General features: G+C 73.4%; 17 protein-coding genes. 4 read left to right on the forward strand and 13 right to left on the reverse strand.

Annotated elements, in window-relative coordinates:
• Window positions 1-284 precede the first annotated feature (284 nt).
• Window positions 285-1,451: a glutamate--cysteine ligase gene (locus tag EIO00_RS00445; RefSeq protein WP_241661032.1), complete on the reverse strand. Its 1,167-nt coding sequence runs from the start codon at window positions 1,449-1,451 to the stop codon at window positions 285-287.
• A 415-nt stretch (window positions 1,452-1,866) separates the two neighbouring features.
• Between EIO00_RS00445 and EIO00_RS00450 the strand changes: the two genes are divergently transcribed.
• Entirely contained in the window at window positions 1,867-3,192 is a 1,326-nt protein-coding gene (locus EIO00_RS00450) for a D-alanyl-D-alanine carboxypeptidase family protein (protein ID WP_140174585.1), read from the forward strand.
• Here the strand turns inward: EIO00_RS00450 and EIO00_RS00455 are convergent.
• The 3 genes from EIO00_RS00455 to trpS are packed head-to-tail and all read right to left on the reverse strand — an operon-like array spanning window position 3,189 to window position 5,853.
• The gene (locus EIO00_RS00455) at window positions 3,189-4,226 is read right to left on the reverse strand and encodes a YihY/virulence factor BrkB family protein (protein WP_241661033.1); all 1,038 of its coding nucleotides are present in this window, start codon (window positions 4,224-4,226) and stop codon (window positions 3,189-3,191) included. The genes EIO00_RS00450 and EIO00_RS00455 overlap by 4 nt on opposite strands.
• Window positions 4,227-4,235: 9 nt before the next feature.
• The gene (locus EIO00_RS00460; RefSeq protein ID WP_241661034.1) at window positions 4,236-4,829 is read right to left on the reverse strand and encodes a 2'-5' RNA ligase family protein; all 594 of its coding nucleotides are present in this window, start codon (window positions 4,827-4,829) and stop codon (window positions 4,236-4,238) included.
• Window positions 4,819-5,853, reverse strand: coding sequence for a tryptophan--tRNA ligase (gene trpS / locus EIO00_RS00465; RefSeq protein WP_140174587.1), 1,035 nt, complete (start codon window positions 5,851-5,853; stop codon window positions 4,819-4,821). Before trpS ends, EIO00_RS00460 begins: the two co-directional genes overlap by 11 nt.
• 177 nt (window positions 5,854-6,030) lie before the next feature.
• Between trpS and galE the strand changes: the two genes are divergently transcribed.
• Both galE and galK read left to right on the forward strand, forming a co-directional pair.
• The gene (gene galE / locus EIO00_RS00470) at window positions 6,031-6,987 is read left to right on the forward strand and encodes a UDP-glucose 4-epimerase GalE (protein WP_140174589.1); all 957 of its coding nucleotides are present in this window, start codon (window positions 6,031-6,033) and stop codon (window positions 6,985-6,987) included.
• Window positions 6,984-8,162, forward strand: a complete 1,179-nt coding sequence (galK, locus tag EIO00_RS00475; RefSeq protein WP_140174591.1) for a galactokinase — start codon at window positions 6,984-6,986, stop codon at window positions 8,160-8,162. Before galE ends, galK begins: the two co-directional genes overlap by 4 nt.
• 205 nt (window positions 8,163-8,367) lie before the next feature.
• On the opposite strand, the gene EIO00_RS00480 is transcribed toward galK, so the two are convergent.
• From EIO00_RS00480 to EIO00_RS00500, 5 genes are all read right to left on the reverse strand, one after another.
• Window positions 8,368-11,001 carry a tetratricopeptide repeat protein gene (locus tag EIO00_RS00480; protein ID WP_140174593.1) on the reverse strand — a complete coding sequence of 878 codons (2,634 nt, stop codon included), beginning with the start codon at window positions 10,999-11,001 and terminating at the stop codon, window positions 8,368-8,370.
• On the reverse strand, window positions 10,998-12,779 hold the full coding sequence (locus EIO00_RS00485; protein ID WP_140174595.1) for an HSP90 family protein: 1,782 nt from the start codon (window positions 12,777-12,779) through the stop codon (window positions 10,998-11,000). The genes EIO00_RS00480 and EIO00_RS00485 overlap by 4 nt, the downstream gene beginning before the upstream one ends.
• A 251-nt stretch (window positions 12,780-13,030) precedes the next feature.
• The gene (locus tag EIO00_RS00490) at window positions 13,031-14,020 is read right to left on the reverse strand and encodes a malate dehydrogenase (protein WP_140174597.1); all 990 of its coding nucleotides are present in this window, start codon (window positions 14,018-14,020) and stop codon (window positions 13,031-13,033) included.
• 232 nt (window positions 14,021-14,252) lie between these two features.
• Complete coding sequence (locus tag EIO00_RS00495; protein ID WP_140175048.1) at window positions 14,253-15,473, reverse strand: NADP-dependent isocitrate dehydrogenase; 1,221 nt, start codon at window positions 15,471-15,473, stop codon at window positions 14,253-14,255.
• 307 nt (window positions 15,474-15,780) lie between these two features.
• Entirely contained in the window at window positions 15,781-16,140 is a 360-nt protein-coding gene (locus tag EIO00_RS00500; protein WP_175596076.1) for a DUF3017 domain-containing protein, read from the reverse strand.
• 197 nt (window positions 16,141-16,337) lie between these two features.
• On the opposite strand from EIO00_RS00500, the gene EIO00_RS00505 reads away from it, so the two are divergent.
• The gene (locus EIO00_RS00505) at window positions 16,338-17,084 is read left to right on the forward strand and encodes an FHA domain-containing protein (protein WP_140174601.1); all 747 of its coding nucleotides are present in this window, start codon (window positions 16,338-16,340) and stop codon (window positions 17,082-17,084) included.
• 300 nt (window positions 17,085-17,384) lie between these two features.
• Here the strand turns inward: EIO00_RS00505 and EIO00_RS00510 are convergent, their stop codons facing one another.
• From EIO00_RS00510 to purN, 4 genes are all read right to left on the reverse strand, one after another.
• Window positions 17,385-18,236, reverse strand: a complete 852-nt coding sequence (locus tag EIO00_RS00510) for a bifunctional methylenetetrahydrofolate dehydrogenase/methenyltetrahydrofolate cyclohydrolase (RefSeq protein WP_140174603.1) — start codon at window positions 18,234-18,236, stop codon at window positions 17,385-17,387.
• A gap of 152 nt (window positions 18,237-18,388) precedes the next feature.
• On the reverse strand, window positions 18,389-18,556 hold the full coding sequence (locus EIO00_RS24035; protein WP_161602616.1) for a hypothetical protein: 168 nt from the start codon (window positions 18,554-18,556) through the stop codon (window positions 18,389-18,391).
• Between the two features lie 492 nt (window positions 18,557-19,048).
• Complete coding sequence (gene purH / locus EIO00_RS00515; RefSeq protein ID WP_206664001.1) at window positions 19,049-20,605, reverse strand: bifunctional phosphoribosylaminoimidazolecarboxamide formyltransferase/IMP cyclohydrolase; 1,557 nt, start codon at window positions 20,603-20,605, stop codon at window positions 19,049-19,051.
• A gap of 25 nt (window positions 20,606-20,630) precedes the next feature.
• Window positions 20,631-21,284, reverse strand: a complete 654-nt coding sequence (purN, locus tag EIO00_RS00520) for a phosphoribosylglycinamide formyltransferase (protein WP_140174607.1) — start codon at window positions 21,282-21,284, stop codon at window positions 20,631-20,633.
• Window positions 21,285-21,311 lie beyond the last annotated feature (27 nt).

Raw genomic sequence — 21,311 nt, forward strand, 5'->3', positions numbered from 1 at the left:
TCCACGGCGCCGCACCACCGGACCGCGGCGGCTCGTCCGCGGCCGCAGGCTCAAGCCCGGGCATCACCCCGGGTCCCGGCTGCGTCATGTGTGCCCCCTGTGCGTCGTCGTCCTCGCCGTTCGATCGCGTCCGTCCAGAGGCGTCCTGCCGGGGCGAGGACGGGTGGGAGCCCGCTAGATCGCTCCGGCGGGCCGAACCGTGCTCTTGTCTCTCATTCGCCTCAGGCGTCCGGTGCATTCCCGCGGCGGGCGGTCGGGCGGCGTGCGGCTCGCGGGCCTCGCCGTCAGCCTCCGTCATGCCCCACCTCCCGCGGTCCCACGAACCGGTCCTCGGCGAGCTCGATGACGGCCGCACCGACCAGATCCTCCAAGGTTCCGCCTTCGGCACGGATGGCGCGCTGGCGCTCGTACGGGGCGCCCTGGTCGAGGACCTCCCCGGCGACCTTGAGGTGCTCGGCGCAACCGAGCCGGTCCGCCACGGGCTCGAGTTCCCTGATGAGCTCGTACAGATCGTCGCGGAGCGGGGTGGTATTCCCGCGGTCATCGGTGATCACGATGGCGTCCAGGCCGTAGCGCGTGGCCCGCCACTTGTTGTCCCGCACGACCCATGCGGCCGGTCTCGGAAGAGTGTATCCGCGATCCAATTGCTGGTCGAAGAGGGTGACCAGGCATTGGCACAGCGCAGCGGCCATGCCGACCTCGCGCAGCGTGGGGACGCCGTCGAACATCCGGATCTCCACGGTGCCGAAATCCGGATGCGGGCGGACGTCCCACCACACCTCCTTGATGCTGCGGATGGCGCCCGCCCGCAGCAGCGTGGCCATGTACTCGCTGAACTCGTCCCAGTCCGCCAGCAGATGCGGGGGCCCGGCGGTGGGCAGCTGCCCGAACACCATCGCCCGGGCCGAGGCCAGCCCGGTGTCGTGCCCCTTCCAGTACGGGCTGGAGGCGGTGAGCGCCAGGAAGTGCGGCAGATAGGCGGCCAGGGCGTTGACGATGGGGATGACCTTGTCCCGGTCGGTGACGCCCACATGGACGTGCACGCCGAACGTCTGGATCCGGCGGGCGGGCCACTGCACCTGCTCGACCAGGTCGATGTAGCGCTGGACCGGGGACAGCACCGCGTCGCGCCAGTCGCTGATCGGATGGGTGCCGGTGCAGGCCAGCTCGATGCCCCGCGGCCGGGTGACCTCCCGCAGCGCGTCGATGCTGGCGGCCAGGTCGGCGACGGCCTCCCCGACCGTGTGGCAGACGTCGGTCACGACCTCGACGGTCGACTCCATGATCTCGTGCCGCAGCCGGGGGAACCGCCCCTGCTCGCTGAGCGCGGGCAGCGCGGCGAGCACCTGGCGCGCCTCCTGGCGGAGGTGCTTGGTCTGCGCGTCGACGAGCTGGAGCTCCCATTCCACGCCCAGCGTCGTGCCCCACGAAGCGGCGAACTCAATGGCCACGGCCAACCTCCACGCACAATCCTTGCAGGTCGATGCCTGGCACGTGGCGCAATTGGGCCAGCGCATCCCTAAGCCCGGACAAACGCGAGCCCGGCCCCCGGACCCCACCATCATGCGACGTCCCGCCGCCCGGTGCGGATCGTCCCCGCCGTCCCGCGCCACAGTTGGCCCCACCGGACCGCCCCGTCGCAGCGGGGGCCGCCCTTTCCGGCCATCCGGCGCCCTCGGCGCACCCCCCGGACGCACTAGTCAGCCCGGTCCCGCCTCGACCGGAACGGACGTCCGCGCCCCCCATGGCCCGCCGCGGGACGCTCCTGGGCCGTTCCTCACCCAACTCTGGCGGCCCGGCGGGCGTCTGTCGAGACGTCGGGGGGTATCGGCAACCCCGGATGGTCACCTAGTCTTCGGCGGAGTCATGAAGATCACCAGACGCGCTGCGTTCACGCTCACCGTGCCGCTGCTGGCGGCCCCCGTCGTCGCCCCGCACAGGACCGCCCACGCCGCGCCGGGCGACGGGCCCGTCGGCGGCCCCCGCATGGGGGAACGAGGGCTGGTCGTCGACCTCCCGCCGGGGGTGAAGGGCCCGCCCAGGGTGGCGGCGGGCGCGTTCATCGTCGCCGACGCCGGCACGGGGGACGTGCTGGCGGCCAAGGACCCGCACGGGCACTACCTGCCGGCCAGCGCGCTGAAGATGCTGACCGCCGTGGCGCTGATCCCGCGGCTGGACCCGAACGCCACCGTCCGGCCGACCCAGGAGACCTGTGACGTCGAGGGCAGCAAGGTCGGGATGACGCCCAAGTTGACCTACAAGGTCTCCGACCTGTTCCACGCCCTGCTGATGGTGTCGGGGAACGACGCGGCGCTGGCCCTGGCCCAGGCGGCGGGCGGGGTGCGGCCCACCCTGGACCTGATGAACGCCGAGGCCCGGCGGCTGCAGGCCTACGACACCCTGGCCGGGTCGCCGAACGGGCTGGACAAGGACCTGGGGCTGACCGTGCGGACCCAGCACACCTCGGCGTACGACCTGGCGCTGATCATGCGGCAGGGGCTGACGATGCCGCAGCTGCGCGAGTACGTGAGCAAGAACCACCACCACTGGATCGCCCCGCCCACCAAGGCCGAGCGCAAGAAGGGCAAGAAGATCGGCGGCTATCCGATCTACTCGCACATCCGGCTGCTGCCCGGCCAGCGCTACGCCTATGAGGGGTTCATCGGCGGCAAGAACGGCTTCACCCTCGCCGCCGGGCAGACCTTCGTGGGGGCGGCCGAGCGCGGCGGACGGACGCTCATCGTGGCGCTGCTGCGCGGCGAGAACCTCTGGCCCGATGTCACCAAGCTGCTGAACTGGGGATTCGCGGCGGCCGGGAAGGTCAACCCGGTGGGCCGGCTGGTGGACCCGGTGCCGCCCGAGGGCGAGAAGAAGAAAGAGGACGGCGGGTCGTCCGGCGCCGAGTCGCCGGCGGAGGGCGCCTTCGGAGGCGGCTGGCTCCCCGTGGCGGGCGCGTTCGGCGGGGCGGTCGTGGTGGCCGGCGGGGCGGCTGCCCTGCTGCGCCGCCGTCGCGTCCGGGCCGGGGAGGCGCGCGTGCCCGCCCAGGGCGCGCCGCCGCCCGCGTTCGGCGCCGAGGCCGCGGCGCGCTCCCCGGAGCCCCGCGACGAGGCCGCCGAGACGGGCGGGGCCGACGAGGCCGAGCGGGCCGCCACGGCCGACGAGGTCGACAAGGTCGACGGGGCCAAGGGTTAGCGGGCGTCGGCGGGGGTCGGCTCCCGTCCGGCCTCCGCGTCGCGGGACGGGCCGGTCCGGGCGGGCTCCCCCTCGTCCTCCGCACGCTCCTCCTCGGCGTCCGCGCGCAGCACCGCCCGCCGGGTCGCCGTCCACGCGGCGGCGAACAGCACGAACCGCGACACCACGTGGATCCACACCAGCAGCCCGGCCACCACCGCGAACGAGGCGTACACCGGGTTGCCGGCGGTGTGCGCGACCAGCGCCGTGCCGATCAGCTTGAGCGCCTCGAACCCGACCGCGCCGAACAACGCGCCGCGGGCGATGCTCCGCCACGTCGCCCGGGTGCCCGACAGGCTGGAGAACAGCACCAGGAAGATCAGCGTGTTGAAGCCGATCGCCACCCCGACCGACAGCAGCCGCAGCGCCGCGCCCGCCCCGGGGACCTGATCCAGCCCCGCCCAGGCCAGCACCAGGTGGGTGATCCGCGTGGTGACCGTGGACACCGCCACCGACACGATCAGCGTGCCGCCCAGGAACACCAGCGTGCCCGCGTCCTGCAGCCTCTTGAGGAGGAAGTTCCCGCCGCCGGCCGGGTCGCCCAGCCAGATGTCGCGCAGCGCCTCCCGCAGCGCGTTCATCACGCCCAGCCCGGTCACCAGCAGACCGGCCAGGCCGATCGCCCCGGCCCTGACGCGGGCCTGTGCCACCCGTTCGACCTGGAGTTCGGCGGAGATGCCGGGCAGCAGATCGCCGATCGCCCGGACCAGGTAGGCGCGGGCCTCGTCGCTGACCCCGACCGCATAGCCCAGCATCGAGTACGCCAGCGTCACCAGCGGGAAGAACGACAGGAACGCATAGAAGGTGATCGCGGCGGCCAGCCGGTCCCCGCGCTGCTCCCGGTAGCGGTGAAGCGCCCGGATCAGATGGTCCAGCCACGGCCGCCGGCGGCGGCGCTCCTCCAGCGTCTCCCGCAGACCGTTCCAGCCCGCCCGCGCCCGGTCGCGCACCCGGCCGATCGCCCGCGCGGCGGCGGTCAGGAGTCCGGCGCGCACGGACCCGCCCTAGGCCCTGACCGGACCGGCGGCGCCGGAGCCGAACACATAGTCCCGCAGCGGGCGCCACACCCCGTCGGGGCCGTGCTCGTACAGCGAGAAGCCCCAGACGGTGAACTGGGCGCGGTAGTCGGCCAGCTCCTTGAACGCGCGGTCCAGCACCTCCTCGGGGAGGTCGTGGGCGACCGTGACGTGCGGGTGGTAGGGATAGAGCAGCGGGCGGGTCAGCGGGCCGCTGCGGATCTTGGCCTCCAGCCGTTCGCAGTTGCCGATGCCGTCCTTGAGGGCGATGAACACCACCGGCGACACCGGCCGGAACGTGGCGGTGCCGTCCAGCACGATGCGGAAGCTCTGCTCGCCCTCGGCGATCAACCGCAGATGCTCCTCGATCTCCGGGAGCCGGTCCTCGTGCACCTCGGTCGGCGGGAGGAGCGTGATGTGCGTCGGGATGGAACGTGCCATCCGGTCGCCGAACGACTCCCGCCAGCGCTGCAGCGTCGGACCGTGCGGATTCGGGATCGGGATCGCCACCCCGATCATGCGGACCCCGGCCGGCCGGGGCTGGACCAGCAGGCCTCCGGTCAGCGTGTCCTCACCGGCCACGTCCCACGAATCCCACGCGTTCGCGCACGACCTCCATGGTCCGTGCGGCCACCGCGCCGGCGCGGACGGCCCCGTCGGCGAGGATGCGATCGAGCTGCTCCTCGTCGGCCAGCAGCCGCTCGGTGCGCTCCCGGATGGGGGTGAACGTGTCGATCAGAAGCTGGGCCAGGTCCTTCTTGAGCTGCCCGTAGCCGTACCCGGCGTACCGCCGCTCCAGCTCGGCGATCGGCACGTCCTCCAGCGCGGCGTAGATCCGCAGCAGGTTGGAGATCCCGGGCTTGTTCTCCGGGTCGAAGACGATCTCGGTGCCGGTGTCGGTGACGGCGCGCATGATCTTCTTGCGCATCGTCCCCGGCTCCTCCAGCACCTCGACGATGCCCTGCGGGCTGGAGGCCGACTTGCTCATCTTGATCGTCGGCTCCTGCAGGTCGGTGATCTTGGCCGCGGTCTCGGGGATGTAGGCCTCCGGCACCACGAACGTCTCACCGAACCGGTGGTTGAACCGCTGCGCCAGGTTCCGGGTCAGCTCCAGGTGCTGCCGCTGGTCCTCGCCCACCGGAACCTGCAGCTCCCGTCCCTCCCCCGGCTCGGGGGTGTAGAGCAGGATGTCGGCGGCCATCAGGATCGGGTAGGTGAACAGCCCCACGCTGGTGGCCGACGCCCCGTGCTTGGCGGACTTGTCCTTGAACTGCGTCATCCGGCTGGCCTCGCCGTAGCCGGTGAGGCAGCCCAGCACCCAGGCCAGCTCGGCGTGCTCGGGCACCTGGCTCTGCAGGAACAGCGTCGAGCGCTCCGGGTCCACGCCCATCGCCAGCAGCTGGGCGGCGGCGACCTTGCTGCGGCGGCGCAGCGCCTCCGGCGAGTGCTTCACCGTGATCGCGTGCATGTCCACGACGCAGTAGAACGCGTCGTGGGTGTCCTGCAGGGCCACCCACTGCCGCAGTGCGCCCAGGTAGTTGCCCAGATGGAAGGAATCGGCGGTGGGCTGGATTCCGGACAGGACGCGCGGCGCTGCAGTGGACATGTGCACGATTCGATTCTGTCGGTGACCTGGGTGTGCTCCCCACATCATATTCGTCGGCATTGTTCTCCACGCCGGGCGGAGCGGGCCGGCGATCATCCCCTCCGGGGCGAGGCGGACCGGGCTACCCTGTGAGGTCTCCCCGCTCGCCCCTGGCCGTTCTTCCATGGAGGAGATCTCGTGAAACTGCTCGTCACCGGAGGCGCCGGCTACATCGGCAGCGTGGTCACGGCCCAGCTGCTGGAGGCGGGGCATCAGGTGGTCGTGCTGGACGACCTGTCGACCGGCCACGCCGACGCCGTGCCGGAGGGCGCCGAGCTGGTGCGCGGCACGTTGCGGGAGAAGGCCGCGCAGGTGCTGCAGGGGGCCGGGTTCGACGCGGTGCTGCACTTCGCGGCCAAGTCCCTGGTCGGCGAGTCGGTGGAAAAGCCCGGCCTGTACTGGGACCGCAACCTCGGCGAGTCGCTGGCGCTGCTGGACGCGATGCGGGAGGCGGGGGTGGACCGGATCGTGTTCTCCTCCACCGCGGCGACCTACGGGGAGCCGGAGCGCACCCCGATCCTGGAGACCGACCCGACCCGCCCGACCAACCCCTACGGCGCGACCAAGCTCGCGATCGACGCCGCGCTGACCGAGTTCGCCCGGCTGCACGGGATCGGCGGAGTGTCGCTGCGGTACTTCAACGTGGCGGGCGCCTACGGCCGGTTCGGCGAGCGGCACGCGGTGGAGACCCACCTGATCCCCAACGTGCTGGCGGTGGCGGCGGGCGCCCGCGAGTCGGTGAGCGTGTTCGGGGAGGACTACCCCACCCCCGACGGCACCTGCATCCGCGACTACATCCACGTGGTGGACCTGGGCCGGGCGCACCTGCTGGCGCTGGAGGCCTGCACGCCGGGCCGCCACCGGATCTACAACCTGGGCAACGGCGACGGCTTCTCGGTGCGCGAGGTCATCGAGGTGTGCCGCGAGGTGACCGGTCACCCGATCCCGACGACCGTGGGACCGCGCCGGCCGGGCGACCCGGCGGTGCTGGTGGCCTCCTCGGAGAGGATCCGGACGGAGCTGGGCTGGAAGCCCGAGCACGACCTGCGGGCGATGGTCGGCGACGCGTGGACGTTCCTGAAGTCCCGGGCGTGACCCACGCGGCGGCGGCCTTCGAGGACGCCTACGGACGTCCCCCCGAGGGGGTGTGGCACGCCCCGGGCCGGGTCAACCTGATCGGCGAGCACACCGACTACAACGACGGGCTGGTGCTGCCGCTGGCGCTCCCGCAGGGCGTGTCGGTGGCGGCGGCCCGCCGGGACGACGGGGTGCTGGAGGTGCGGTCCCTGCAGGCCGCCGCCGCGGGACACCGCGTCCGGGTGGCCGAGCTGGCGCCGGGCGCGGTGGCGGGGTGGGCCGCCTACCCGGCCGGAGTCGCCTGGGCGCTGCGCGAGCACGGCGTCGGCGGCGCGTCGCTGCTGATCGACTCCGACCTTCCGCAGGGCGCGGGACTGTCCTCCTCGGCCGCGCTGGAGTGCGCGACCGCGCTGGCGCTGTGCGAGCTGTACGGGGCGGGGCCGGACCGGGCCGAGCTGGCCCGCCTGGCGCAGCGGGCCGAGAACGAGTTCGTCGGCGTGCCGTGCGGGATCATGGACCAGTCGGCGTCGCTGCTGTGCACCGCCGGCCACGCCCTGCTGCTGGACTGCCGCAGCGGCCTGTCGACCCAGGTCCCGCTGGCGCTGGGCGAGGAGTGGTCGCTGCTGGTCGTCGACACCCGCGCCCCGCGCGCGCTGGCCGACGGCCGGTACGCGGACCGGCGCGCCGAGTGCGAGCAGGCGGCGAGGCTGCTGGGGGTGGCCGCCCTCCGGGACGTGACCGACCTGCCGGGCGCGCTGCGCGCCCTCCAGGCCGCCCGCCGTCCCCGCGGCCTCCTGCGGCGGTCCTCCGGTCCGGACACGGCGGCGCTGCAGCGCCGCGTCCGGCACGTCGTCACCGAGAACCACCGGGTGGAGGCGGCCGTGGGGCTGCTGCGGGCGGGTGCGCTCGGCGAGGTCGGCGCCCTCCTGACCGCCGCCCATCTGTCGCTGCGCGATCAGTTCGAGGTCTCCTGGCCGCAGGCCGACACGGCGGTGGACGCGGCGCTGCGGGCCGGGGCGCGCGGCGGCCGGATGGTGGGCGGCGGCTTCGGCGGCTCGGTCATCGTCCTGACCCCCGCCGACCGGGCGGAGGCCGTCCGCGCCTCCATCGCCGCCGCGTACGCCGAACGCGGCTGGGAGGCCCCGGCCTTCCTGGAGGCCGTGCCGTCGCCGGGCGCCCGCCGGCTCGGCTGAACGCCCGGCGCCATCGCGTCCCCGGGATCCGGGGACCGGCCCTCCCACGGCGGGCGCCGTTCTCGGCGGTGGCGGCGTTCCCCGGCGCCCGGGAGTCGGCCCGCCCGCCGCCGGCCGCGGCGAGATCCGGGCGGCGGGGCGGGCTCGAGCCGATCACGGGACGCGGTCAGGGCGCCCGGCCGGGAGGCGGAATCGCGGGGCGCGGTCAGGAGGCGAGCTCGTCGCGCATGGCGGCTGCGGTGGCGGCGGCGTCGGTCTCCCCCAGGGCGGTGAAGCCCGCGATGGCCTCCTCCAGCCGGCTCAGGGCCTCCTCCACCCGGCCCAGCCCCGAGAGGATCCGGGCCTCGTCATAGCCGGTCACGGCGTTCTCCCAGGTGAGGGCGGCCTCGTTGTCGTCGGGGAGGTCGGCCAGGGCGGCGCGGGCCCGGGCCATCTCCTCCAGCCCCTCCTCGGGGCGGCCGCTCCACGACAGGCACAGGGCGGCGCGGCGCCGGGTGCGGACCGCGGCGAAGGGGTCGCCGCCGGCGGCGAACGTCTCGGCGGCGAGCGCGTAGCGTTCGGCGGCCAGGGCGTCCTTGTCCGCGGCGGTGAGCACGTCGGCGGACTTCTCCCACAGCGAGGCGGCGACCAGGGGGTCCTCGTCGCGTTCGTCCTCGGCCAGGGAGGCGTAGGCGTCGGCGGCGGCCTCCTCCCCCATGTCCCGCTGGGCCTCGGCGAGGAGGTAGCGGCAGCGGCGCTCGGCGTGCATGTCCCCCATCTCGCGCAGCATCGGGCCGGCCTCCTCGGCGGCCTCGGCGGCGTCCAGGGGCCGGCCGGCGTCCAGGTAGGCGAACGCCAGGTCGAGGCGGGCGTAGGCGGCCTTGGGGAAGTTCCCGGCGGCGGTGTAGGCGGCCACCGCCTCGATCATGTCCTCGACGGCCTCGGCGGCGCGCCCGGCGGTGATCAGCTCGCCGCCGCGCACGGCGTAGGCCGTGGCGCGCATCTCCGTCATGTCGGCCGGGGCGTTGGCGATCACCTCGTCCAGCAGCGCCCGCACCTCGTCGGCGTGCTCATCGGGCTCCCGCCGGCTTTGGACCAGGAGCTGGACGTGCAGCAGCGCGCACTCGGCCAGCAGCGCCGTGACGCCCAGCTCGCGGAAGCCGGCGCAGGCGCGGCGGAACGCGGCGTCGGCCCCCTCCGTCTCGCCCCCGTGGGCCAGGATCTGGCCGCGGAGCATCTCCAGATCGGCGGCGCCCAGCGGGTCGTCGCAGTCCGCCTCCAGCAGCGCCAGCGCCTCCTCCAGGCGGTGGTGCGCCGCCAGCGCCCGGGCCAGGCGGATCCGGGCCGAGGCGACATGGCGGGACCGGGGCGCCAGCTCCTCCAGCCGGGCCAGGGCCGACCGCATCCGCTCCATGCCCTCCTCGAAGCGGTCCAGCCTGCACAGCAGCGCGCCGGTCCGGCTGCGGGAGGTCTCGGCGCGCACCTCGTCCCCGGCCCGGGCGTGCAGGTCGGCGGCCCGTTCCCACTCGGCCAGCGCGGCCTGCGGCTCGTCCTGCGCGAACAGCCGCCAGCCCCGGCCGTCGGCGCGGCGGCCGGCCTGCGCCGGGGACGGCCGTTCCACCAGCCGGTCGAACCGCTCCCAGGCGTCCATCGCCGTCGCCTTCTCGCGGCGGTACCAGGCCTCCTCGGCGGCGTCCAGCAACGCGTCCGGGTCGTCGGTCGCCGTCGGTTCGGGCCGCGGGGCGGCGGGGGCCGGCTCGGGCCGGCGGGCGTAGGGGGTCAGCGGCAGGTGCTCGATCATCGGCTCGGCCTCCAGCACCGCGCGCACCTCGTCACCCTGCCGGGCGGTGCCGTTGCGGGCGTCGAACCGGGCGGCCAGCTCCAGCGCCTGCCGGGTCAGCTCCTCCCGCAGGTCGTCGGCGGCGACCTCGGCGTCCCCGCGGCGCAGCCGCACCTGGTCCGAGACGCCGATCTCGGCCAGCCTGCGCAGCAGCAGCCCCGCCGCGGCCGCGAAGCGCATGGTGGCGTACGGGCTCGGCGACCGCTCCAGCCAGTCCAGGTGCCGCTGGAGGATCTCCAGTCCGCGCGGCTCGTTCCCGGTGATCGCGCAGAACTCGATGTGCTGGGCGATGTCGGGCAGGTCCCGCAGGTTGGGGCGGACGAGCCGATAGGCGCGGCGGTGGGCGGTGCCCGCCTCCTCCAGCCGGCCGGTGTGCAGATAGGCGGGCAGCAGCGCGGTGAGGATGCTCTGCGGCTGCTCGGTGCAGCTCAGCTCCTGGCCGAGCACCGGGGCGGCCAGCTCCAGCGCCTCGGCGTGGCGGCCCCGCCGGACCAGGTGGCGGACCTTGCCGGTGGGGTCGCAGCCCTGGCAGTCCGACAGCTCGTCGCGCGGGGCGGCGTGCCATTTGGCGTACCACTCGTCGGCCGCCTCCTCCTCGCCCACGTGCCGCGCCACCAGATGCCGGTAGTGGTAGACCGCCTGCAGGCTGTGCCCGCCGAGCCGGTAGCGGCGCTCCATGTCGTCCAGCACCGCGTAGGTGCGGTCCAGCGGGACCTCCGGGAACAGGGTGAGGGAGTGCACCATCCACTTGAAGTGCCACAGCAGCCGCCGCCCGTCCCCGAACCGGCCCGGGTCGGCGTCGTACTCCGCCAGGCACCTGCTGAAGGTGGCGAACGCCTTGGCCGGCTCCCCGCCGTGCTGGTAGGCGCTGGTCAGCTCCATGCGCACCGCGAAGGTCAGCCGCTCGTCCCCGGTCGCCTCGGCGCGCCGCAGCGCGTCCTCGATCAGCACCGTCCGGGCCTCCCCGAAGGGCAGGTCACCGGCCCGGTTCATCAGCTCGTAGACCTCATCGACGCTCACTCGGCGACCCCCGGCTTGTGCACGGCCCAGTCCAGCAGGCCCAGGAACGAACGGTTCAGGACGGCGGTGTCGGCCGCCCGCAGCGGATGGCGGCCCAGCAGCAGCGCCTGCCCGTACAGGCCCTGCACCGCCACCTCGATCAGCCCTTCCTCGGTCAGCGCGGTGATCCGCCGGGTGAGGGGGTTGCGGTGGTTGAGGACCAGCTGCGGCCGGTCGACGCCCCCGCCGGTCCCGCCGATCTCACCGAGCGCGTCCAGCACGTCGGCCCACACGCCGTCGGCCTGGCGCCGGGCCTCCTCCAGCTCCTCCCGGTGGCGGGCGGCCCGGCTGGTCAGGTACAGCGCCGGCAGCGAGGCCGGGTCGAAGTCGCGCACCACGACCTCGCAGCCCAGCGATTCCACGGCGCGCTGCGCGACGGCGAGGAACGGCCGCAGCGCCAGCTCGGCGCCCGGGTCCAGCACCCCGAAGTGGGTGGCCAGCTCCGCCGGGTCCAGCCGGCGCAGCCGTGCGTCGGGGTCGATCTGCGGGAGGCGTTCGATGATCTCGGTGTCGTAGACGTATCCGCCGTTGACCAGCCCCACGCCCTGAGCGCCGGACACCGCCGACAGCCGCCGGAACTCGTCCACGTCGGTGGTGTAGCGGCCCTCGGGATGGCGGCGGCGGAACTCCGCCAGCGTCATCGGCCCCGCCGAGGTCTCGAACTCCAGCCACCGGTCGACGATCCGCAGCATCTCGTCGTCGTGCAGGGCCATCGCCTTGACCCCGAGGTGGTGCAGCCGCAGGAACCCGCGCAGCCGGGCCGGGTCGGTCTCCGACAGCGTCACCAGCCACTGGCGGATCTGCTCCCCCAGCGCCTGCCGGGTCGACTCCAGCAGCTCGTCCTCATACAGCGCCTCGCGGCTGGCGGTGGGCTTGAGCTCTCCGGCGTCGACCACGCAGCGGACGAAGAAGGCCCAGTCCGGCAGCAGGCCCTCGACGTTCTCGGCCAGCAGCATCCGCTTGAGGTAGACCCGGTGCGCGCCGCGCGTCCCCGGGGCGACCTGCTGGGGGACGACGAACGCCACCCCGGTCAGCCCGGCCTCGGGCACCCGGAGGTCGATCACGTCGTACGGCTCGAACCCGTACAGCTCCCGGCAGTAGTCGGCGAGGGCCCGCCGCCGCCGCGCCGGAGTCGGATGGGCGACCAGCCACGGCGGCCCCTCGCCGGTGATCTCCCGGCCGTCCACCGTGACCGGGTACGGCAGCAGCGACCCGTAGGTGCGGGCCAGGTCGACGACGGTGGCCGGGGCCGTCAGCTCGTCCGCGCCCGGCCGCGCCCGCAGCGTGACGGTCGTGCCCGGCTCGGCGCGGTCGGCGGGCTCCACCCGGTAGCGGCCGTCGGAGGAGCCGACCCAGCGGACCGGGTCGCCGCCGCGCGCCGACCGGCTCACCACCTCGATCTCGTCGGCCACCAGGAACGCCGAGAGCAGTCCGATCCCGAACTGCCCGAGGAAGTCGTGCCGGGCGAACCCCAGCTCGTCCCGCTTGGAGGACCGCCCGATGGTGGCCAGCAGCCGATGCACCTCGTCCTCGGTCAGCCCCACCCCGTCGTCGTGCACGCGCAGCTCGCCGGGCCCGGTCTCGATCCGCACCCGTCCGGAGCCGCCGCCCCGCGCGGTGATCGCGTCCACCGCGTTCTGCAGCAGCTCCCGCAGGTAGACGCGCGGGCTGGAGTACAGGTGGCGGCTGAGCAGATCGACCACGCCGCGGAGATCCACTTGGAACGACTGGTCGGCCACCTGCGCAATCCTCCTGATCTGTACGAAACGCGGGGGTAGCCTATCGACCCCCGCCGACGTTCTCCGTCACTTTTCTGCGGCGCCGCCCCGTCGCCGCTCACCGTCGCCCGCCGGGTGCGGCGCGGCCGGCGGGCGACGAAACGAGGAGGACGAGGGGGGAGGAGGGGAACGAGGGCAGGCGAGACGGCGAGCGCCCGGGGCGGGCGGCCGTGCCGCCTCCCCGGGCGCTCTCCGATCCGGTGTCGCGGAGGTCAGATGAGACCGAGAGAGCGGACGGCGTCGCGCTCCTCGATCAGCTCGGCCACCGAGGCGTCGATCTTGCCGCGCGAGAACTCGTCGATCTCCAGGCCCTGCACGATCTGCCACTCGCCGCCGGAGCAGGTCACCGGGAAGGAGGAGACCAGGCCCTCGGGCACGCCGTAGGAGCCGTCGGACACCACGGCCATCGAGGTCCAGTCGCCCTCGGCGGTGCCGTTCACCCAGGTGTGGACGTGGTCGATGGCGGCGGAGGCGGCGGAGGCGGCCGAGGAGGCGCCGCGGGCCTCGATGATGGCGGCGCCGCGCTTGGCGACGGTGGGGATGAAGTCGCTTTCCACCCACGCCTGGTCGTTCACGACCTCGGCGGCGTTCCGGCCGTTGATCTCGGCGTGGAAGATGTCCGGGTACTGGGTGGCCGAGTGGTTGCCCCAGATGGTCATCTTCGTGATGTCGGCCACCGACACCCCGGCCTTCTTGGCCAGCTGGGCCAGCGCGCGGTTGTGGTCCAGCCTGGTCATGGCGGTGAACCGGTCGGCGGGGACGTCCGGGGCGTTCGAGCGGGCGATCAGCGCGTTGGTGTTGGCCGGGTTGCCGACCACCAGCACCTTGATGTCGTCGGCGGCGTGCGCGTTGATGGCCTCGCCCTGCGGCTTGAAGATGCCGCCGTTGGCCTCCAGCAGGTCGCGGCGCTCCATGCCCTTGGTGCGCGGACGGGCGCCGACCAGCAGCGCGACGTTGGCGCCGTCGAACGCGGTCTTCAGGTCGTCGGTGATGTCGATGCCGGCCAGCAGCGGGAAGGCGCAGTCGTCCAGCTCCATCGCGGTGCCCTCGGCCGCCTTGATCGCCTGCGGGATCTCCAGCAGCCGCAGCCGGACGGGTACGTCCGGGCCGAGCAGCTGTCCCGCGGCGATGCGGAACAGCAGCGCGTAACCGATCTGCCCGGCGGCGCCGGTGACGGTGACGGTGACTGGGGTGCGGGTCATGGCCTTCATCTCCTGGCGACTGACGGGCGTCGTGGCCCGATTCTCTCGTTGTCGAGATATTTCGAGCTCAGCGTATCGCGCGTCGCGCTCTCGGCCGGCGCCCGCCCCCGCGACGCCCCGGCGCCCGCCTCGCCCGCCGGGCGCGGGAACGCGGAAGGCCGCCCCGAGGCGGGGCGGCCTTCGCCCAGTCGCTCATCCGCGCCGTGCGCGGGGAGCGTTCGGCGACGCGTTCTCAGCCGTTGAGCTTCTTCTGGAGGTTGACGTCGAGGGCCTCCAGGAACTCCTCCGTGGTCAGCCACGGGGTGTCGTTGCCGACCAGCAGCGCCAGGTCCTTGGTCATCTGGCCGGACTCGACGGTCTCGATGCAGACCTGCTCCAGGGTCTGGGCGAACCCGGTCACCTCGGGGGTGTTGTCGAGCTTGCCGCGGTGGGCCAGGCCACGGGTCCAGGCGAAGATCGACGCGATCGGGTTGGTGGAGGTCGGCTTGCCCTGCTGGTGCAGCCGGTAGTGGCGGGTGACCGTGCCGTGCGCGGCCTCGGCCTCCACGGTCTTGCCGTCCGGGGTCATCAGCACCGAGGTCATCAGCCCCAGCGAGCCGAAGCCCTGGGCCACGGTGTCGGACTGCACGTCGCCGTCGTAGTTCTTGCAGGCCCACACGTAGCCGCCCTCCCACTTGAGGGCGCAGGCGACCATGTCGTCGATCAGGCGGTGCTCGTAGGTCAGGCCCTTGGCCTCGAAGTCGGCCTTGAACTCGTTCTCGTAGATCTCGGCGAACACGTCCTTGAACATGCCGTCGTAGGCCTTGAGGATCGTGTTCTTGGTGGAGAGGTAGACCGGGTAGCCGCGGTCCAGGCCGTAACGGAACGAGGCGCGGGCGAAGTCCTCGATGGACTTGCGGAAGTTGTACATGCCCAGCGCCACGCCGCCGCCCTCGGGGTAGCGGGCGACCTCGAACTGGATCGGCTCCGACCCGTCGTCGGGGGTGTAGGTCACCGTCAGCGTGCCGGGGCCGGGCACCTTGAAGTCGGTGGCCTTGTACTGGTCGCCGTGGGCGTGACGGCCGATCACGATCGGCTTGGTCCAGCCGGGCACCAGCCGGGGGATGTTGGAGACGATGATCGGCTCGCGGAAGACCACGCCGCCCAGGATGTTGCGGATCGTCCCGTTGGGCGAGCGCCACATCTGCTTGAGCCCGAACTCCTCCACCCGGGCCTCGTCGGGGGTGATCGTGGCGCACTTGATGCCGACGCCGTACTTCTTGATGGCGTGGGCCGCGTCCACCGTGACCTGGTCGTCGGTGGCGTCCCGGTTCTGAATGCCCAGGTCGTAGTACTTCAGGTCGACGTCGAGATAGGGCAGGATCAGCTTGTCCTTGATGAACTTCCAGATGATCCGCGTCATCTCGTCGCCGTCGAGTTCGACGACCGGGCCCGCTACTTTGATCTTGGGCATGCTGTTGCTGTCCCTTTCCAACCGGCCAGCAGTCCTTCGTAAGGCTCACTGGCGAGGCTATCCGAGCCCGATCAGAGGTCTAGACCTGGCCCGGCACTTCCCGACATCACGGCAGATCACGGCCCATCATCCCATGTCGCACGATCTGGGGTGATCGGGATAGATCGGTTCACATCATCCTCGGCGGCCGAGTGCGGCCCCCTACCCCGCCGCGTGTCCCGCCGACCCCGCGGAGCGGCAAAGTCGCCGTAGCGGGCCGACCAAGAGCCGACCATGGGGCACCGGACCCCGCCCTCGGCCCGGCCCCTCAGTCGCCCGGAACGACCCAGGCGACCACCGCCAGGGCGATCGCCAGGGACGCCATGGTGAGCACGTCCAGCCACTTCTTGCGGATCGCCAGCATCCCGACCTGGCTCTCCGGCAGCACCAGCCGGGCCAGCGCACCGAACATCACTCCGGCCGCCAACAGCGCCGACCCCTTGCGAAAGTGGTTGGTGGCGAACAGGATCAGCGCCCCGCCGGCCCCGCACAGCGCCAGCAGGTAGGGCAGCTGCCCCAGCCAGTGCGCCGACGAGGCGGCCCGGCCGCGCGGCGCGGTGCGCCGGCGACGCCCCAGCACGGCCTGCTGCTCGCCCGTGTCCGGACCGTCGGTCCGCTGGTCGGCCACCACACGCTCCCTTTACAGACGTTCCGGAACCCTTCCGGTCGCCGTCGCCGAGTTTACGCCCGGCGAGGGCGGCGATCACCGGGCGAGCGCCCGCAAACCCCCGTCCCATGGGAGCTACCCGCCAGTAGGGGGGTGTGGCTGCACCATGGCCGGGTAACCCGCTGGACAGGGGTCGCTAACTAGCTGGGAGGACTGCCGTGGAGGGGCCGTTCATACGGATCGAGGACAGTGGGATGGTGGTGCCGCTGTGCCCCGACGTGACGACGGTCGGACGAGGAAAGGGAGTCGACGTTCGACTGGAAGACCCTAGTGTGTCCCGGCTGCACGCCGAGATCGTCCGGCGTGGACCGTACGTGTACGTGGTCGACCTGGGGCTGTCCCGCAACGGGACCCGGGTCAACGGCCGCCCCATCGCCCGGCGGGTGCTGGAGGACGGCGACGTGGTGAGCTTCGGCATGGCGCGCTGCCGGATGGGGGGCATCCCGCGCGAGGATGTGGACCCCGACGTCGAGCTGCGGCGCGCCGTCGCCCCCGAGCTCACCCGGCGGGAGGTGGACGTGCTCACCGCGCTGTGCCGCCCCGCCCTGTCCGACGAGGCGTTCGTGGCGCCGGCGACCGCGCGGGACATCGCCAACGAGCTGGTCGTCACCGAGGCCGCGGTCAAGCAGCATCTGCTGCGGCTCTACCAGAAGTTCCGCATCCCCGAGGGGGCCAACCGGCGCACCCGGCTGGCCAACGAGGTGATCGCGATGGGCCTGGTCCGGCCGCTGCCCCCGGTGCACGTGCCCCCGCAGAACCGCCCCGCGGGGGACGCCCGGCAGGCCGCCGGGGAGGTGCGGCGCCCGGTTCCTCCGGGCAGGGCGCACCGCACCATCCCGGGACGGGCGGCGGCCACCGGCGCCGGACGCACCACGACGGGCGCACCGGGACGCCGGGCGAGCTGAGGGCGCGAAGGCCGTGCGGCCGTCGCTCGCAGGGCAGCGCACGCATGCGGCGGCCGCACACCGAGCCGACCTCTCCGGTGAGGCCGCAGGGCCCTCCGCGGGAGTCGGGTCTCGACGCGGTCCGGGATCGGACGGGCGCGGCCCCGCTCCGATCCCGGACCCCCGTCCGGAGCCGTCCGGCGCTCCCGGACCTCGACGTCCCCGGGCCCGGTGATCGCCTCCACGGGAGAATCGCCTCCACGGGAGGGGCGCGCCGGGCCCGGACGCCGCCCTCGGCCCGGCCGCGATCGGGACCGCCCGTCAGCCGGCGGCGGCCTCGGCGGCCTCGACGACGTTCGTCAGCAGCATCGCGCGGGTCATCGGGCCCACCCCGCCGGGGTTGGGGGCCACCCATCCGGCGACCTCGGCGACGTCGGGGGCGACGTCGCCGACGAGCTTTCCGTCCACCCGGGAGACGCCCACGTCCAGCACCGCCGCACCGGGCTTGATCATGTCGGCGGTGACCAGGTGCGGGACCCCGGCCGCGGCCACCACGATGTCGGCCCGGCGCGTGTGCTCGGCCACGTCCCGGGTCCCGGTGTGGCACAGCGTCACGGTGGCGTTCTCGACGCGGCGGGTGAGCAGCAGCCCCAGCGGACGCCCCGCGGTGACGCCGCGGCCGATCACCACGACCTCGGCGCCGCGCAGCGGCACCTCATGCCGCTGCAGCAGCTCCACGATGCCCTTGGGGGTGCACGGCAGCGGTCCCGGCTGCATCAGCACCAGCCGCCCCAGATTGAACGGGTGCAGCCCGTCGGCGTCCTTGGCCGGGTCGATGAGCTCCAGCACCCGCTTCTCGTCCAGCCCCTTCGGGAGCGGCAGCTGCACGATGTAGCCGGTGCAGGCGGGGTCGGCGTTCAGCTCCGCCACCGCCTGCTCCACCTGCTCCTGGGTGGCGTCGGCGGGAAGGTCGCGCCGGATCGACTCGATTCCGACGTCCGCGCAGTCGCGGTGCTTCATCTCCACGTACGAGCGGCTGCCGGGGTCGTCGCCCACCAGGATGGTGCCGAGCCCCACCGAGACGCCGCGCTCTCGCAGCGCGGCCACCCGCACCCTCAGATCGGCTCGGATCTGCGCCGCCGTCGCCTTACCGTCCAGGATCTTCGCAGTCACCCTTAGATTGTTGCAGCCCGCCCCCGACCGCTCCCCAGGGTCCCGGACGCCCGCCGGGGCGGGAGAACGGAGGAACGCGGCCCGGCCACCGCCCCCTGACCGTCGCCGCCGGCGAGCGGACGGACGGCTCCCGGCGGCGGGTGGACGGCCCTCTACTCCTCGTCGGGGCGCTGCAGGGCCGTCACGACGCGGTCGGTGACCTGCCAGCCGATGACGGCGGCCACCACGGCCAGCGCCACGGCCGCCGCCAGGCCCACCGCATGGCGCACCTCGGCCATGGTGAACGAGGACTGCACTATCCAGCTCAGGACGATCTCCACGTCTCCCCCAACGGACGTCGAGCGGGATTGTCAGAGCGCACCACGAGAGGGCCGCGAGCACGTCGAACGAGGCCCGAGATTACCAGCCCTCCGCCAAAAACTTCTCATATTTGACTAAATCAGACCAACGAACCGTCGGGTGCGGGCGCTCGGACCGCGGCGCGGAACCGGCGGAGCGGGGTCGCGCACGAGCCGGCGCGCTCCGCCCGCCGGCCGACGCGCGGCCGCCGCCCATCCGGCGGGCCGGCCCTCCGACGCGGCGGCCTCCTCCCCGCCCGAAGACGGGGCCTCCTCGGCGGCATCCGACGAGCGGGGCGAACCGGCGACCGCATGCGGCCCGGCCCACCGCACGGGCGGCATCGGCCGGCCCGCCGCGGCGCGCCGGACGCCGACGGTCCGCGGCGGGCTCGGGTCGGACGCCCTCCGCCGGAGGCCTCCGGAGGAGGACCCGCGGAGGCCTCTGAGGGAAGGCGGGGCCCGTCAGCGGGAGGTTCAGTGGAAGAAGTGCCGGACTCCGGTGAAGTACATCGTCACGCCGGCCTTGGCCATGGCCTCGACGACCTCCTCGTCACGGACCGAGCCGCCCGGCTGGACGATGGCGCGGACGCCGGCGGCGGCCAGGACCTCGGGACCGTCGGGGAAGGGGAAGAAGGCGTCGGAGGCGGCCACCGACCCGGCGGCGCGGTCACCGGCGCGCTGGACCGCCAGGCGGGCGGAGTCGACCCGGTTGACCTGCCCCATGCCGACGCCCACCGTGGCGCCGCCCTTGGCCAGCAGGATGGCGTTGGACTTGACCGAGCGGCAGGCCCGCCAGGCGAACGCCAGGTCGCGCAGGGTCGCCTCGTCGGCCGGCTCGCCCGTGGCCAGGGTCCAGGTGGCGGGGTCGTCCCCCTCCGCGTCGATCCGGTCGACGGTCTGCACCAGCACCCCGCCATCGATCCGGCGGAACTCCGCCTCGCTCGCCGGGCCCTGAGGACAGCGCAGCAGCCGGATGTTCTTCTTGCGGGTGAGGATCTCCAGCGCCGCCGGCTCGAAGTCCGGGGCCACCACGACCTCGGTGAAGATCTCGGCGACCTGCTCGGCCATGGTGGCGTCCACCGGGCGGTTGACCGCGATCACCCCGCCGAACGCCGACACCGGGTCGCACTCGTGGGCCTTGCGGTGCGCCTCGGCCACGTCCGCGCCGACCGCGATCCCGCACGGGTTGGCGTGCTTGATGATCGCCACGCACGGCTCGGCGAAGTCGTAGGCGGCCCGCCGCGCCGCGTCGGCGTCCACGTAGTTGTTGTAGGACATCTCCTTGCCGTGCAGCTGCTCGGCTCCGGCCAGCCCGCCCTCGCCGTCGGTGTACAGGGCGGCGCGCTGGTGCGGGTTCTCCCCGTACCGCAGCACGGCCTTGCGCTCCCAGGTCCCGCCGAGGAAGTCCGGCCACCGGTCGGAGGCGGCGGTCTCGTCCGGGGCGTAGGAGCCGGCGAACCAGGAGGCCACCGCCACGTCGTAGGCGGCGGTGTGCGCGAACGCCCGCGCGGCCAGGCGGCGGCGCTCCTCCAGGGTGAACCCGCCCTCGCGCACCGCCTCCAGCACCCGGTCGTAGGCGGAGGGGTCGACGACGACGGCGACGCTGTGGTGGTTCTTGGCGGCGGCGCGCACCATGGTCGGGCCGCCGATGTCGATCTGCTCGACGCACGCCTCCGCGGGCGCCCCGGAGGCGACGGTCTCGGCGAACGGGTACAGGTTCACCACGACCAGGTCGAACGGCTCGATGTCCAGGTCCTCCAGCTGCTGGCGGTGGCTGTCCTTGCGCCGGTCGGCCAGCAGCCCGGCGTGCACCCGCGGATGCAGGGTCTTGACCCGGCCGTCCAGACACTCGGGGAAGCCGGTCAGCTTCTCCACCTTCAGCACCGGCACCCCGGCGTCGGCGATCCGAGCCGCGGTGGATCCGGTGGAGACGATCTCCACGCCCGCCTCGTGCAGGCCGCGGGCCAGCTCCACCAGCCCGGTCTTGTCGTACACGCTGATCAGCGCACGCTTGATCGCCACTCGACTCACGGCCGAGCTCCCCTCGCTCATAGATTCAGTCGTCGTCGGACCGCGCGGCCGAACCGGCGTCATTGCAGGTGCGGCATTTCAGGGACACCCGGCGTCCACGGGCGGTCCAGCCGTCCCGGGCCAGCCGGCCCACCACCTCGACCAGCAGACGGCGTTCCACCTGCTTGATCCGCTCGTGCAGGGTGTCCTCGTCATCGTGCCACCGGACCGGCACCGCCTCTTGCGCGATCACCGGACCGGTGTCGACCCCCTCGTCGACGAAGTGCACCGTACATCCGGTGACCTTGACCCCGTACTCCAGGGCGTCGCGGACCGCGTGCGCCCCGGGGAACGCCGGCAGCAGCGCCGGATGGGTGTTGATGGTGCGTCCCCCGAACCGCTCCAGGAACGCCGGCCCGAGGATCTTCATGAACCCGGCCGAGACCACCAGGTCGGGCTCGTAGGCGGCGACCCGTTCGGCCAGCGCCGCGTCCCATTCCTCTCGGCTGGAGAAGTCGGGGACGCGGACCACGAACGTGGGCACTCCGGCGCGCTCGGCGCGCTCCAGGCCGGCGATGCCGTGCCGGTCGGCGCCCACGGCGACCACCCGGGCGCCGTAGGCTGGATCTGCGCACGCTTCGAGCAGCGCCTGTAGGTTGGTCCCCGCGCCGGAGACAAGGACGACAAGCCGGGCGGACACCGCGACTCCTTATCGGGACGAGCGGCC

The organism is Thermomonospora catenispora (genome assembly GCF_006363815.1).
Taxonomy (GTDB): Bacteria; Actinomycetota; Actinomycetes; order Streptosporangiales; family Streptosporangiaceae; genus Thermomonospora; species Thermomonospora catenispora.